The organism is Halovulum marinum (assembly GCF_009697225.1).
GTDB lineage: Bacteria > Pseudomonadota > Alphaproteobacteria > Rhodobacterales > Rhodobacteraceae > Halovulum > Halovulum marinum.
Map to the genome: position 1 here is coordinate 261403 of NZ_WIND01000003.1, position 12801 is coordinate 274203.

The window sequence follows — 12801 nt, forward strand, 5'->3', positions numbered from 1 at the left end:
CACGGGCCCCCGGCGCCACCGGGACGGGCGACCTGCCGCCGGGACGGAAGACTATCGGCCGCCGAGCCGTCCGATCTCGTCCTTCAGCACCGACCTCTCGTGCTTCAGCTGGTCCAGCACCACCGGATCGGGAAACGGGTGTTGCTCCATCTCCGAAATCTGCTTCTCGATGTCGCGCAACTTGGCCTCCAGCCGGCTGAAGTCCTTTGTCTCGCTCATTCGTTCCTCCAACACCTTTTCCATGTGACTCAAGGAAGGGCGGATGGCGGCGCCGGCAAGTGAAGCTATCGTGAAACGCGGCCCCGCGGCCTGCCTCAGACCGCGCGGGCGGCGGCGTCCAGGAACCGCGCCACCTCGGCCCGTGTCGGGATCGCCGCGGCGGCCCCTGCCCTGCCGATCTGCAGCGCCGCCGCCGCGCCGGCCAGCTCGAGCGCCGCGCGCACGTCATCTCCGGCGTCGAGCGCGGCGAGGAAATAGCCGAGAAAGGTATCCCCCGCGCCGGTGGTGTCCACCGGCGTCACGTCATGCGCCGCCACCGAGACCACCTGCCCCCCGGCAGCGCGATATTCGGCCCCCTGCGCCCCCCTGGTGACCAGCAGATCGACGCCCGCCGGCAACCGGTCCGCGCCACCGACCGCGTCCTCGAGCTGCCGCAACTCGACCTCGTTGACGGACAGCAGATCGACGTGATCCAGCAGTTCCGCGACGGTGCCGGCAACGAAGGGTGCGGCGGAAAACGCCACCTTCAGCCCCCGGCGCCGCGCTTCGGCGGCACAGAACCGCGCCTGGTTGGTCTCGTTCTGGAACAGCAGCCAGTCGCCGGCGCCGGCCCCCGCCAACGCGGCCGCGACCGCGCCGTCGGACAGGTGCGCGTTCGCCCCCACGTCGAGGACGATGAGATTCTCGCCGCTGGCGTCGACCAGGATCGTCGCGCTACCGGTCTCGACCCCGTCCACCTCGGCGATGGCGCCGCAGTCCACGCCCGACGCGGCGATCATCCGCAGCACCTTCTCGTCGCCGGCGCCGACCGCGCCGACATGCACGACGCTGCCCTGCGCCGCGGAGATGGCGACGGACTGGTTCAGCCCCTTGCCGCCGAGGCCGGTGGAGACCGATACCGCGCTCAGCGTCTCGCCCGGGGCGGGAAAGCGCGGCACCCGCAGCACGCGGTCCCAGTTGATCGATCCGACGTTGAATATGGTCATGGCCGCCGCTCCCCCGATGTCCCGGCGCGGTCCGCACGGCGGGACAGGGCCTCTCGCTAACCGGCGGCGCGCTGCGGCGCAAGGGCGGCGAGTGACGTTGCACTACCGTGGTCGGTGCTGGATCGGTACATGCGGAGGAGCCGGCTCGGCGTACGGTGCAGACGAATTCGAGCGCGGCAGCCCGGTTGTCGTTCAGCCTGCCGCGTGCGGCTCCTCGGCGGGCTCGTCGCGGATCTCGTGACGGATGTCGCGGGCGTCGAGCACCGGCGATGCGTCCATGTCCTTGGCGTCCAGCATGGCGGCGACCCGCTCCAGCGCGGCGACGATCATCGCCTGCTCCCAGTCCTCCATCGCCAGAAACTCGTCGACGTAGCGCTGGTGCAGCGGGTCGGGGGCGTCCTCGATCGTCCGCCGGCCCTTGTCGGTGATCAGGATGTTCGTCTGCCTGCGGTCGGTGCGGGATTTCTCGCGCACCACCATGCCCTGCCGCACCAGCCGGTCGACCAGCGACGTCACGGTGGCCTGCGACACATGCATCCGCTGGGCGATCGCCGTCGCGGTGCTGTCGCCGCGCTCGGCCACAATCTGCAGCACGCGGAACTGGACCGGGGTCAGACCGGCAGACTGCGCCAGTTCCCGGCCGAACTGCTCGGTCGCGCGCAGGATGCGCCGAATCGCGATCAGACTGGCATCCGCCCGGTTCATTCCATCCCCTTTTGCGACAGACCGCATACCTTGGCAGATGGCCGGTCGAAAATCAACAAGATTGACTAAGCGAAAACTTTCGTATTTCTAAGCATTTTTCACGCCCAACCAACGGATTTCACTGCAATATGCGCATATCCGCCGACAAACGCACAAAATTTTCCTTAGCCATTGAAAGGAAGTTGGGGCGATGCTATTTAGCCTACCAAAGCAATTTGGAGGGCATCCCCACATGGTCAAATCGCTCGAACTTCTTCGGAAGCCGGCGCAGCCTCAGGCGACGCTGCGCAAGCCCCGTGCCGAGGACGGCGCCGCGATCTGGAACCTGGTGAAGGCCTGCAAGCCGCTGGACGAGAACTCCATGTACTGCAACCTGATCCAGTGCGACCATTTCCGCGACACCTGCGTCGTCGCCGAAGCCGACGGCCAGGTCGTCGGCTGGGTTTCGGGCTACATGCTGCCGGACGACAGCGGCACGCTGTTCGTGTGGCAGGTCGCGGTTTCGCCGAAGGCACGCGGCATGGGTCTGGGCCAGAAGATGCTGGCCCACCTGAAGGACCGCGACGCCTGCGCCGGGATCGAGCGGCTGCAGACCACCATCACCGGCGACAACGCCGCCTCCTGGGCGCTGTTCCGCCGTTTTGCCGAGAAGCAGGGCGGCACGCTGAAGTCCGCGCCCCACTTCACCGAGGAAGATCACTTCCAGGGCAAGCACGATACCGAGAACATGGTCACCATCGACCTGCGGGTACAGGCGCGCAAGGCCGCCTGACCCGCCTGCGCCACCGCCGCGCAGCGAATCCATCCGACAAAGGACATACCCATGCCGACTGACTCGTCAGCCGATAAGACCATCTTTGAGCGACGCGAATCCGAAGCCCGCAGCTACTGCCGGGGCTTCGATACCGTCTTCACATCCGCCAGCGGCGCGATCATGACCGACGCCGGCGGCCGCGATTACATCGACTTTCTGGCCGGCTGCTCGTCGCTGAACTACGGGCACAACGATCCGGACATGAAGGCCGCCCTGATCGAGCACATCAGCGCCGACGGCATCGCCCACGGCCTCGACATGCACACGAACACCAAGGCCGGCTTTCTGGAGGCGTTCGAGCGTCACATCCTGAAGCCGCGCGACATGGACCACCGGGTGATGTTCACCGGCCCGACCGGCGCCAACGCCGTCGAGGCGGCGATGAAGATCGCCCGCAAGGTCACCGGCCGCAGCAACATCGTCGCCTTCACCAACGGCTTTCATGGCGTGACCATGGGGGCGCTGGCGGCGACCGGCAACGGCTATCACCGCGGCGGCGCGGCGATGCCGCTGAACGGCGTCACCCGCCTGCCCTACGACGGCTACATGGGCGAGGCCGACACCGCCGCGCTGCTGGAGACGATGCTGAACGACGCCTCCAGCGGCATCGACGCGCCGGCCGCGATCCTGCTCGAGACGGTGCAGGGCGAAGGCGGACTGACCGCCGCCAGCCCCGAATGGGTGCGCCGCGTCGCCCAGATCGCCAAGGACCACGGCGCGCTGCTGATCGTCGACGACATCCAGGCCGGCTGCGGCCGCACCGGCACCTTCTTCTCGTTCGAGGAGATGGGCGTCACCCCGGACGTCGTGACCATGGCGAAATCGGCATCGGGCTTCGGCCTGCCGTTCGCGATGGTGCTGGTCCGCCCCGAGCAGGACGTGTTCGGACCGGCCGAGCACAACGGCACCTTCCGCGGAAATACCCACGCCTTCGTCACCGCTCGCGTGGCGATCGAGAAGTTCTGGGCCGACAAGACGTTCCAGAACGGGCTCGCCACCAAGGCCGAGGTGCTGACCGGCGCGCTGCGCAAGCTGGCCGACATGGTGCCGGGTGCGTTCCTCAAGGGCCGCGGGCTGATGCAGGGTGTCGACGTCGGCAGCGGCGAGCTGGCCGCCGCCATCTGCGGCCGCGCCTTCGAGAAGGGCCTGATCATCGAGACCTCGGGTCCGGACGACCAGGTGGTGAAGGTGCTGGCGCCGCTGACCACGCCTGACGCGACCTTTGCCAGGGGTCTGGAGATCCTGCTCGAATCCGCGCGCGAGATCACCGCGTCCGACGCCACCATCGCCGCGGAGTGAGCCGATGATCGTACGCGACCTGAACCAGATCCGTAAGAACGAGCCGAACCGCGTGGTCTCGGATGCGCACTGGACCTCGGTCCGCATGCTGCTGGCCGACGACGGCATGGGCTTCTCGTTCCACATCACCACGCTGCAGCCCGGATCGGAGCACGAGTTCGAGTACAAGAACCACTTCGAGAGCGTTTACTGCATGAGCGGCACCGGCTCGATCACCGATGTCGCCACCGGCGAGACGCACCAGATCCGGCCGGGCGTGATGTACGCGCTGAACCTGAACGACCGCCATGTCCTGCGCGCCGAGGAGGAGCTGGTGATGGCCTGCTGCTTCAACCCGCCGGTGACCGGCCGCGAGGTCCACCAGGCCGACGGCTCGTATGCGCTCGAACACAGCTGACAGAGGGCCCGGCCGCACGGCTGGGTGGAGAGTACACGTGACATTTCCCGAACACACAGTCGAGAAGATCGGCGGCACCTCCATGAGCCGCATCCACGAGCTTGTGGACACGCTGTTCATTGGCGGCCGCAGGGGCGGCGATCTGTACCACCGCATCTTCGTGGTCTCGGCCTTCGGCGGCATCACCGACCTGCTGCTGGAACACAAGAAAAGCGGCACCCCCGGGGTCTATGCCCTGTTCGCCAACGACGACGACGACCACGGATGGCTTTCGGCGCTGTCGCGGGTGGCCGAAGCCATGAACGCGGCGCACCATGCCGTGCTGTCGGATGCCGGCGATCTGGCGCTTGCCGACGATTTCGTGCGCGACCGGATCGAGGGCGCCCGCAGCTGCCTGTTCGACCTGCAGCGGTTGTGCTCCTACGGGCACTTCCGGCTGTCGAGCCACATGATGGTGGTGCGCGAGCTGCTGTCGGGCCTGGGCGAGGCGCATTCCGCCTTCGTCACCAGCCTGCTGCTGCAGCGGGCCGGCGTCAACGCGCGCTTCGTCGATCTGAGCGGCTGGCGCGACGAGGACGAGTACACGCTGGAGCAGCGCATCGCCGCGGCCCTGCGCGACGTCGATCTGGCGCGCGAGTTGCCGATCGTCACCGGCTACGCACAGTGCGCCGAGGGGCTGATGCGCGAGTACGACCGCGGCTATTCCGAAGTCACGTTCTCGAACATCGCCGCCTGGACCGGCGCCGCGCAGGCGATCATCCACAAGGAATTCCACCTGTCCTCGGCCGACCCCAGGCTGGTCGGCGCGGACGCGGTGCGCAAGCTGGGCCACACCAACTACGACGTGGCCGACCAGCTGGCCAACATGGGGATGGAGGCGATCCACCCGAACGCCGCCAAGATCCTGCGCCAGTCGGACATCCCGCTGCGGGTGACGAACGCCTTCGATCCGGGCGATCCGGGCACGCTGATCGACGACAAGCCGGCGAACACGCCCGCGGTCGAGATCGTGACCGGCCTGAACGTGGTCGCGCTGGAGCTGTTCGAACAGGACATGGTCGGGGTGAAGGGCTACGACGCGACGACGCTGGAAGTGCTCAAGCGCCACAACGTCCGCATCGTGTCCAAGACCTCGAACGCGAACACGATCACCCACTATGTCGAGGCGTCGCTGAAGACCGTGCGCCGGGTCATTTCCGATCTGGAAGCCATCTACCCGTCGGCGCATCTGAGCGCGCGGGCGGTGTCGATCGTCTCGGCCATCGGCAGCGATCTGTCCGGCCTGCGGGTGCTCAGCCGCGGTCTCGTGGCGCTGGAGACGGCGGACATCGAGGTGATCGCCGCGCACCAGACGCCGCGCAATGTCGATGCCCAGTTCGCGGTGTCGCGCGAAGCTGCCGACCGGGCGGTCGCGGTGCTTCACGAGGCGCTGATCGGTGCCGCGGGCCACGGTTCGCTGGAAAAGGCGGCCTGAGCCGCCGGGAAAGCTTTGCCTGAACCGGCCGGATCCGCGCGGATCCGGCCGGTTCATTGATGTGCGGGCTGCCGTGCCGGCACCACCCGTGCCCCGCGCCGCTATCCCGACAGGCGTTTCAGCTGATGCCCCCCGCTCGATCCGGTCGACGTGGGGCACTGCACCCGGGCCGGCCCGTTCTGCTGCACGGCCGGTTCAAAGCGCCGGCAGATGTCGGTGGCGTACGCGCAGCGCGGATGGAACGGCCAGCCGCCGGCGGGGTGACCGGGTTCGGTACCTCGCCTTCCAGCACGATGACCTCGCGCGCGCAGTTTCAGGTCGGGCACAGGCACCGCCGACAGCAGGGCCACCGTGTAGGGTGCTTCGGAACGGCGGAAAACCTCCAACATCGGCCCCTCCTCGACCACCTGGCCCTGGTATCGCGGCCCATGCCGGCAGGAGCGGGCGACGCGTCGTCCCCGCCTTCATCGCCACAGCCTTTGCCCAGGACGCGGCGGAAGCCGCCAGCATCCGATGGCGCGGCGTCGCCGACCAGATCCGGCCCAGGGTTCCGAAGCTTGCGGCGAGGATGGACCACGCCGAGCGCGACGTGCTGACCTCATGTCTTTTCCCAGGGAACACCACCCAGCGCGCCCGCTACAGGGCACTGGAAACCATCGCGCCGATGGGCGATGATCCCGTCATCAGCCTGCCCGCGTTGCAACCTGATCAAGCAGGGCCGTGCCGAACATCACGGTGACGATCAGAGCCAGCTACACCATGCCCCGAGGCACTATCTTCATCACCGGGTAACCGCAGCGCGAGCCAACCAGGCACGTCAGTCCTGAAGGCCGTCCGGCCGGTTCATGAACCATTCCCAACGGTCGACGCGAACAGTCTTGAAGACATTTTCGGTAACATAGGGATCGACGGCGACATGTGCGTCGGCCGCTGCCTGGCTGTCCCGACGCATGATGATCATCGAGCCGATGGGCTCGCCATCCGCGTCGAGGAACGGGCCGGACAGGATCAGGTCGTCGCCGAGGGCCTCGTAATGCGCCCGGTGCTGCGGACGGAATTCAAGCCGTTTGTCGATGCCGTTCGGGTGGTCACGACCGGCAATGATAAAGAGCATGGGCGCGTTCCTTGCATCAGCTTTCATAGAGGCGCGAGACCGACGCACCGTCCTGCATCTCGTTGCCGGCTTCGGTGTATGCGCGATACTGCTCGATGGCGCGCGCCAACACCGGTAGCTCCAGCCTGAGCGTTTCGACGAAGCTCCTGACCGCCTTCAGGTCCTTGTTCAGCTGGCGGGCATAGCTGCGCGGCGGGTCGAAATCGTCATGAGCCATCTGGGTATAGATGCGTTGCAAAATGGTGCTGTCCGCCATGCCACCTTTCAGGCTGCCCGGCAGCAGGGTCGGATCGATACCGGCCGCTTTGGCGATGGCCAGAAGTTCGGCCATCAGCACATAGTTGACGCCGACGATCGCCTGGTTCAACACCTTGGTCTTCTGCCCGGCGCCGAGATCGCCCATCCGTGTCACGTTACCGGCGACGAGATCGAGAAGCGGCATAACCTTGTCGCAGGTCTTTTCGTCGCCGCCGATCATCAGCGTCACGTCGCCCTCTTCTGCCGCCCCCGGTCCGCCCGACATCGGCGCGTCGACCCATTCGGCGCCGGTCGCATCCTTCAGCGCCGGGGCGACCCGCGCGGTGGCTTCGGGCGAGGTGGTGGAGAAGTCGACCAGAACCTGCGCGCCGAGTGCTGTCGCGAAGCCCCTGTCGCCCAGGCACACGCTTTCGATGGCGTCGTCCCCAAGCACGCAGACGCAGGCCACATCGCTGGACGACCAGACCTCGGCCGGCGAGTCGGCCCATTCGGCGCCCGACGCCTTCACCTCGTCGAAGCGCTCCGGCTCGAGGTTCCATACGGTGACCGGCGCGCCCATCTCGCGAAACCGCCGCACCAATGGCGCGCCCATGATGCCCAGCCCGACCATGCCGATACGGGTGGATTTGTCGTGACGGTCAGACATTGGATTTTTCCCTCAGACCGGTTCGTCGGCAGTCATGCGATAATAGTTCGCGGCATTGTCGTGGAACATCTTGCGGCGGTCGGCCTCGGAAAATTCCGAAGTGATCTCGAGAAAGCCCGAAAAGATCGTCTGGAAGCTGCCCACAAGACTGTCGACCGGAAAGTTCGACGCAAACATGCAGCGGTCCGGGCCAAAGATGTCGATCGTGTCCAGCACCACCGCCCGGTTGTCCTCGACCGACCAGCGGTGGCCGGGAACACCAATGCCGGATATCTTCACTGCCACGTTGGGCGCGGCGGCAAACAATTTCATCGCCTTGCGCCAGCCGGCGAGGCCTTCGGGCGACCGGTCGGCCGGCAGACCAGTATGATTGAGGTGGATACGCGTGTCGGGAAACGCCTCGGCCAGATCGCGTGCCTCGACCAGATGCCACCATGGCGTCTGCAGATCGAATGTCAGACCGTTCGACGCCAGCATCGCATAACCGCGGCGCCAGGCCGGGTCGGCCATCGAACCTGGCGCACCGGGATCGAACTTGTCCGGGGACGGGGCCGCAGCCGGCTTGTGGCGGATACCCCGCACGAAATCCGTGGCGCCATGCGCGGCGAGCACTTCCTCCGCATCTTCGCGGTCAAGCCATGCCTGCGCCACCATCACCGAGGGCAGACCGGAGGCAGCGCGCACACCAGCCACCCAGGCGACTTCGCCGAGGGGATCCATCGGGTCCCACTCCGTTTCGATGAATACCGAACCGCCGAGTTCGAACGGCGCCACGTCGGCGCGATAATCCTTCGGCAGGTAGTTGCGCTTGAGCGCCTGATAGTCGCCATAGCGGAACTTTACCGGTTTGTCCTTCAGCCACGGCAGGTAGTTGGCGTCGAGGTCCCAGAAATGGTGATGCGCGTCGATGATCTTCATGCGGAACTACCGTCGGAATGAGGGGATCACGCCCGCCCGCGGCAAAAGCACCGGCAAGGGCGGGCGCGTAGGGCGTGTCGGGATCAGGCGGCCAGGCCGGCGTAGTACCGCTCGATCGCCTCCGCATCCACGGTTTCGTCGCGCTCCATCCCCAGCGTCTCGTAGCGCTTGCCGCGGGCACGCATGTCGGCAAGAAGGATCTCCTTGGCGTGGCGCGCCACTTCTGGCGCCACCTCGTATGGCACGACCACAACGCCGTCGTCATCGACCCCGACAATGTCGCCCGGCCGCACCTGCGCGCCGCCGATTCCGACCGGGACCTGTGTCTCGACTGCCTCGATGCGGCCGGGGATGATCGTGCGGCCACGGCTCTTGCAGACCATCGGCGTCTTCTGCAGCGTCACCTCGCCCGTATCCCGGCACTGACCGTTCGTGATGATTCCGACGCCGCCCTTTTCCAGCACGCCCATCGCATTTTCCGACCCCCAGAGGCCCACGTTGTCGGCGCCGCCGACATCGGTGACCACCACGTGGCCCGGTTTCAGTTGATCGTTGAAGCCCAGCGCGCCGCGGCCGACCGTATCGAACCAGCGGGCGTGCGCGGCGACGATGTCCTCGGTGCTCTCCAGCGTCCACATCGGCTTGTTCGCAGGCACGCAGCGCAGGGTGTAGGCGACACCCCAGAACTTCATGCCCGGCCAGAGCGGACGGATCTCCTCGGACACCAGGCCGATGTTGAAATAACCGATACCGTCGAGCGCGTCGCAGACGTCGACGACGCGTAGCGGTTCGTAGTGCTTGCGAAGGTCGAACGGATCGTAGCTCTGGCCGGTCCGGTCGGTGAAGGTCTGCGTGGTCATGGCGGGTTCCCTGGGTTCGATTGGCAGAATAGCAGGCGGACGCCTGACGTGGCGGTGCGCGATGGTCGCCACTTCAGAGCATTCTTGTATGCAAGTTTCGCGGCTGTCAACTGCCTACGCGACGCTGGCAGTGGCCCCAGTCACGATTTCTCTGCGCCGTCTGCCGGTTCGGCAGGCGCAGCGAACCCCGCGGCTCAGGCCGACTCGGCGATCGACTCATTGATGTACGGCAGAGCGTTCAGAAAGTGCTGGCGCGTCAATTCGGCCAGCTGTGCACCGTCGCGGGTCGCCAGCGCGGTGAACATCTTGGAATGCTCGAAAAGCGCGTCGGTCCAGCGGCTGGAGTCGAGGTTCGGCAGTGCCCGCGCGCGTTCGATCTGCGGCGCCAGGGACTGCCAGACAGCCAGCAGTACGGGATTGCCTGAAATTTCGATCGTCCGGCGATGAATCTTCTGGTTCAGCTTGAGATAGGCGGCCCGCTCCCGCTGACCGTGGCAGTCCACCATCTCGTTCAGGAGCCTTCCGATTTCTTTAATTTCATCATCCGTGATGCGCTCGCATGCGAGGCGTGCAGCCAGTGCCTCAACCTCTGCGAAGACCACGATGAGGTGCCTGACATCATCAGCCTGCAGCTTGGACACGACCACGCTGCGGTTCGGCAGAAGGTCCACAAGACCCTCAGCAGCCAGCGTGCGAAAGGCTTCGCGGACCGGCGTCCGCGACACGCCGAATTCCTCGCAGAGCTGAACCTCGCGCAGCCGCTCGCCTGGTGGCATTTCGCCAGTGCTGATCCGCTCCCGCAGCAGGGACGCCACGTCTGTCGCCATACGCCCTTTGCGACGGTCGATCTGCCCGCCGCTCTCCGGTCCGTCGTGCTTTGGTCCAGTGGCATCTTCCATGGATCAACCTAGTCGTATTGCCCGACAGGAATCAACGCGGTCGCGATCGACACTTGATTTTCCCCCGGCTTCAGTCTTGTATGCAAGATACCTTAACTGCGCCGGCGAATCCAGTCCAGGTGAAACCGCGCGCGACCGACGACCGTCACCGAAAGGTCCCATGCCGTTGCCGCCAGATAGCACCTCATCCAGACATCCCGCCGATGCTTCTCCGCTTGACGGGCTGCGGGTACTCGACCTGAGCCAGGTCATGGCAGGCCCGTTCTGCTGCATGCTCCTTGGCGACATGGGTGCCGACGTGATCAAGGTCGAGCCTCCGGGGGTGGGCGATCAGACCCGCAAGTCGATGGGCTTCCGGATGAAGGGCGAGGACAGCCCGGGATTTCTCGCCCTCAACCGGAACAAGCGGTCGATCGCGCTCGATCTCAAGTCCGAGGCCGGTCGCCTCGTGCTCCATCGCCTGGTCGAGACCGCCGACATCCTGGTCGAAAATGCCCGACCAGGTGTGATGAAGCGGTTGCACGCGGACTACGACACCGTCTCGAAGATCAATCCGAGGCTGATCTATGCGTCGATTTCCGGTTTCGGACAGACCGGACCATGGGCGACGCGTCCCGGCTTCGATCTGATCGCGCAAGCCATGAGCGGCGTGCTGAGCGCGACCGGCACGCTGGGCGGCGATCCGGTGAAGTGCGGCCTTCCGGTGGCCGATCTCGGGGCGGGAATGTTCGCCGCCTATGGAATTCTCAGCGCCGTGGTCGGGCGCGAGCGCTCGGGCCGCGGCCAGTACATCGACACCTCGCTGTTCGACGCCGCCGTCGCGCTGTCGGTATGGGAGTCCACGGAATACTGGGCGACCGGCAACTCGCCACAACCGTTGGGCACCGCAAACCGGATGAGCGCGCCGTATCAGGCGTTCCGCGGCGCCGACGGATATTTCGTGATTGGCGCGGCGAACCAGAGATTGTGGCTGAAACTGTGCGGGCTGCTCGACCGGCCAGACATCCGGGACGACCCGCGATTTCTGGAGAATGTCGACCGGATGAACAACCGGGAAGAACTGGCCGAGGTGCTGCAACGGATATTCGTTCAGAAGCCCGCGGATCATTGGGTCAGCGCACTGCTCGACATCGGCGTGCCAGCCGGGCCGATCAATGACTATCACCGCGCGCTGGGTTCGGACCACGCGCAGGCGCGCGAGGCCGCGATCCGTATCCCCCATCCGGTCGAAGGCGAGTTCAATGCGCTTGGCTTCGCTGCCAAGCTTTCCGATACCCCGGCGCAGGTCCATTGCGCGCCGCCGCTTCTGGATCAGCACCGCGACGAGCTGCTGGCCGAACTTGGCCTGGAGAGTGCGCAGGGCGAACTGGCAGCGGCGGGGGCTTTCGGATCATGAGCGGTGACGGCGAGGTCACGCTGCAGCGCGAGGGGCCTGTCGCGCATGTGACCTTCGACCGACCGGCGGCGCGCAACGCCATGACATGGGCGATGTACGGCCAGCTGGACGAGATCTGCACGGATCTGGCGGCGGACCGGGATCTGCGCGCCGTGGTTTTCCGCGGCGCAGGCGGACGGTCGTTCGTCGCCGGGTCGGACATCGCGCAATTCCGCGACTTCACCTGCGGTGAGGACGGGCTGGAATACGAACGAAGCATGGACAGGCACATGGCTCGGCTGCTGGCGATACCGGTGCCGACGGTGGCGGCGATCGAGGGTTGGGCGGTGGGTGGTGGACTGAGCATCGCGGCCTGCTGCGATCTGCGCGTTGCCACACGCGGCACGAAGCTGGGAATTCCCATCGCGCGCACGGTGGGCAACTGCCTGTCGATGGCCAGCTATCGGCGGCTGGTCGACGGCATCGGCGCCGCAAGTTCCAAGCGCATGCTGATGCTGGGCGAATTCCTGACCGCGGAGGAGGCGCTGGCCTCCGGATTTCTGGTGCGGGTGGTCAAACCCGACGAGCTTGACCGGGAAATAGAGGCAATCGTGGATCGATTGCTTGGAAACGCGCCGATAACGCTGCGCGTGACCAAGGAGGCGATCCGCCGCATCCAAACCGGCGAAGACGGCGACGGCGCCGACCTGATCGCCGAGACGTATGGCAGCGATGATTTCCGGCACGGTGTTGCGGCCTTCGTGAACAAGGAACCGCCCGACTGGTCCGGCCGGTAAGTCGGGGCTTTCCGGCCCGCGACGGACGACAGTGCCAGCC

The 12801-nt window shown here is 66.2% G+C and carries 15 protein-coding genes and 1 pseudogene; 7 read left to right on the top strand and 9 right to left on the bottom strand.

Annotated features, from left to right (window positions below; genetic code table 11):
- Window positions 1-51: 51 nt before the first annotated feature.
- The 3 genes from GE300_RS06850 to GE300_RS06860 all read right to left on the bottom strand — a co-directional run bounded on the left by GE300_RS06850 (window position 52) and on the right by GE300_RS06860 (window position 1910).
- Complete coding sequence (locus tag GE300_RS06850) at window positions 52-219, bottom strand: YdcH family protein (RefSeq protein ID WP_233416830.1); 168 nt, start codon at window positions 217-219, stop codon at window positions 52-54.
- A gap of 95 nt (window positions 220-314) precedes the next feature.
- Window positions 315-1205, bottom strand: a complete 891-nt coding sequence (locus GE300_RS06855; protein ID WP_154445810.1) for a PfkB family carbohydrate kinase — start codon at window positions 1203-1205, stop codon at window positions 315-317.
- 192 nt (window positions 1206-1397) lie between these two features.
- A complete protein-coding gene (locus tag GE300_RS06860; RefSeq protein WP_154445811.1) occupies window positions 1398-1910 on the bottom strand; it encodes a MarR family winged helix-turn-helix transcriptional regulator in 513 nt (170 codons plus the stop codon).
- Between the two features lie 232 nt (window positions 1911-2142).
- Between GE300_RS06860 and ectA the strand changes: the two genes are divergently transcribed.
- The 4 genes from ectA to GE300_RS06880 are packed head-to-tail and all read left to right on the top strand — an operon-like array spanning window position 2143 to window position 5894.
- Window positions 2143-2682: a diaminobutyrate acetyltransferase gene (ectA, locus tag GE300_RS06865; protein WP_154445812.1), complete on the top strand. Its 540-nt coding sequence runs from the start codon at window positions 2143-2145 to the stop codon at window positions 2680-2682.
- A 51-nt stretch (window positions 2683-2733) separates the two neighbouring features.
- Window positions 2734-4023: a diaminobutyrate--2-oxoglutarate transaminase gene (ectB, locus tag GE300_RS06870; RefSeq protein ID WP_154445813.1), complete on the top strand. Its 1290-nt coding sequence runs from the start codon at window positions 2734-2736 to the stop codon at window positions 4021-4023.
- Window positions 4024-4027: 4 nt separating this feature from the next.
- The gene (locus GE300_RS06875; RefSeq protein WP_154445814.1) at window positions 4028-4420 is read left to right on the top strand and encodes an ectoine synthase; all 393 of its coding nucleotides are present in this window, start codon (window positions 4028-4030) and stop codon (window positions 4418-4420) included.
- A 37-nt stretch (window positions 4421-4457) separates the two neighbouring features.
- Window positions 4458-5894, top strand: coding sequence for an aspartate kinase (locus tag GE300_RS06880; protein ID WP_325063133.1), 1437 nt, complete (start codon window positions 4458-4460; stop codon window positions 5892-5894).
- Between the two features lie 101 nt (window positions 5895-5995).
- On the opposite strand, the gene GE300_RS06885 is transcribed toward GE300_RS06880, so the two are convergent.
- Window positions 5996-6301, bottom strand: a complete 306-nt coding sequence (locus GE300_RS06885; RefSeq protein ID WP_325063134.1) for an oligopeptide/dipeptide ABC transporter ATP-binding protein — start codon at window positions 6299-6301, stop codon at window positions 5996-5998.
- A gap of 11 nt (window positions 6302-6312) precedes the next feature.
- Between GE300_RS06885 and GE300_RS06890 the strand changes: the two are divergent.
- Window positions 6313-6633, top strand: a pseudogene (locus GE300_RS06890) (hypothetical protein); the annotation flags it as partial.
- Window positions 6634-6711: 78 nt separating this feature from the next.
- On the opposite strand, the gene GE300_RS06895 reads toward GE300_RS06890, so the two are convergent.
- The 5 genes from GE300_RS06895 to GE300_RS06915 all read right to left on the bottom strand — a co-directional run bounded on the left by GE300_RS06895 (window position 6712) and on the right by GE300_RS06915 (window position 10589).
- Window positions 6712-7008 (bottom strand): YciI family protein, encoded by a 297-nt coding sequence (locus GE300_RS06895; RefSeq protein WP_233416831.1) that lies wholly within the window; start codon window positions 7006-7008, stop codon window positions 6712-6714.
- 16 nt (window positions 7009-7024) lie between these two features.
- Entirely contained in the window at window positions 7025-7912 is an 888-nt protein-coding gene (locus tag GE300_RS06900; RefSeq protein WP_154445818.1) for an NAD(P)-dependent oxidoreductase, read from the bottom strand.
- Between the two features lie 12 nt (window positions 7913-7924).
- Window positions 7925-8830: an amidohydrolase family protein gene (locus GE300_RS06905; protein ID WP_154445819.1), complete on the bottom strand. Its 906-nt coding sequence runs from the start codon at window positions 8828-8830 to the stop codon at window positions 7925-7927.
- 83 nt (window positions 8831-8913) lie between these two features.
- Complete coding sequence (locus GE300_RS06910; protein WP_154445820.1) at window positions 8914-9690, bottom strand: RraA family protein; 777 nt, start codon at window positions 9688-9690, stop codon at window positions 8914-8916.
- Window positions 9691-9884: 194 nt separating this feature from the next.
- Window positions 9885-10589: a GntR family transcriptional regulator gene (locus GE300_RS06915; protein WP_154445821.1), complete on the bottom strand. Its 705-nt coding sequence runs from the start codon at window positions 10587-10589 to the stop codon at window positions 9885-9887.
- A gap of 160 nt (window positions 10590-10749) precedes the next feature.
- On the opposite strand from GE300_RS06915, the gene GE300_RS06920 reads away from it, so the two are divergent.
- Together GE300_RS06920 and GE300_RS06925 are read left to right on the top strand one after the other, a co-directional pair.
- Window positions 10750-11985, top strand: coding sequence for a CaiB/BaiF CoA transferase family protein (locus GE300_RS06920; RefSeq protein ID WP_154445822.1), 1236 nt, complete (start codon window positions 10750-10752; stop codon window positions 11983-11985).
- Window positions 11982-12761 carry an enoyl-CoA hydratase/isomerase family protein gene (locus GE300_RS06925; RefSeq protein ID WP_154445823.1) on the top strand — a complete coding sequence of 260 codons (780 nt, stop codon included), beginning with the start codon at window positions 11982-11984 and terminating at the stop codon, window positions 12759-12761. Before GE300_RS06920 ends, GE300_RS06925 begins: the two co-directional genes overlap by 4 nt.
- Window positions 12762-12801 lie beyond the last annotated feature (40 nt).

Coding starts and splice junctions, on each gene's coding strand:
- GE300_RS06850 (WP_233416830.1), bottom strand. CDS start 219: ATGAGCGAGACAAAGGACTTCAGCCGGCTGGAGGCCAAGTTGCGCGAC.
- GE300_RS06855 (WP_154445810.1), bottom strand. CDS start 1,205: ATGACCATATTCAACGTCGGATCGATCAACTGGGACCGCGTGCTGCGG.
- GE300_RS06860 (WP_154445811.1), bottom strand. CDS start 1,910: ATGAACCGGGCGGATGCCAGTCTGATCGCGATTCGGCGCATCCTGCGC.
- ectA (WP_154445812.1), top strand. CDS start 2,143: ATGGTCAAATCGCTCGAACTTCTTCGGAAGCCGGCGCAGCCTCAGGCG.
- ectB (WP_154445813.1), top strand. CDS start 2,734: ATGCCGACTGACTCGTCAGCCGATAAGACCATCTTTGAGCGACGCGAA.
- GE300_RS06875 (WP_154445814.1), top strand. CDS start 4,028: ATGATCGTACGCGACCTGAACCAGATCCGTAAGAACGAGCCGAACCGC.
- GE300_RS06895 (WP_233416831.1), bottom strand. CDS start 7,008: ATGCTCTTTATCATTGCCGGTCGTGACCACCCGAACGGCATCGACAAA.
- GE300_RS06900 (WP_154445818.1), bottom strand. CDS start 7,912: ATGTCTGACCGTCACGACAAATCCACCCGTATCGGCATGGTCGGGCTG.
- GE300_RS06905 (WP_154445819.1), bottom strand. CDS start 8,830: ATGAAGATCATCGACGCGCATCACCATTTCTGGGACCTCGACGCCAAC.
- GE300_RS06910 (WP_154445820.1), bottom strand. CDS start 9,690: ATGACCACGCAGACCTTCACCGACCGGACCGGCCAGAGCTACGATCCG.
- GE300_RS06915 (WP_154445821.1), bottom strand. CDS start 10,589: ATGGAAGATGCCACTGGACCAAAGCACGACGGACCGGAGAGCGGCGGG.
- GE300_RS06920 (WP_154445822.1), top strand. CDS start 10,750: ATGCCGTTGCCGCCAGATAGCACCTCATCCAGACATCCCGCCGATGCT.
- GE300_RS06925 (WP_154445823.1), top strand. CDS start 11,982: ATGAGCGGTGACGGCGAGGTCACGCTGCAGCGCGAGGGGCCTGTCGCG.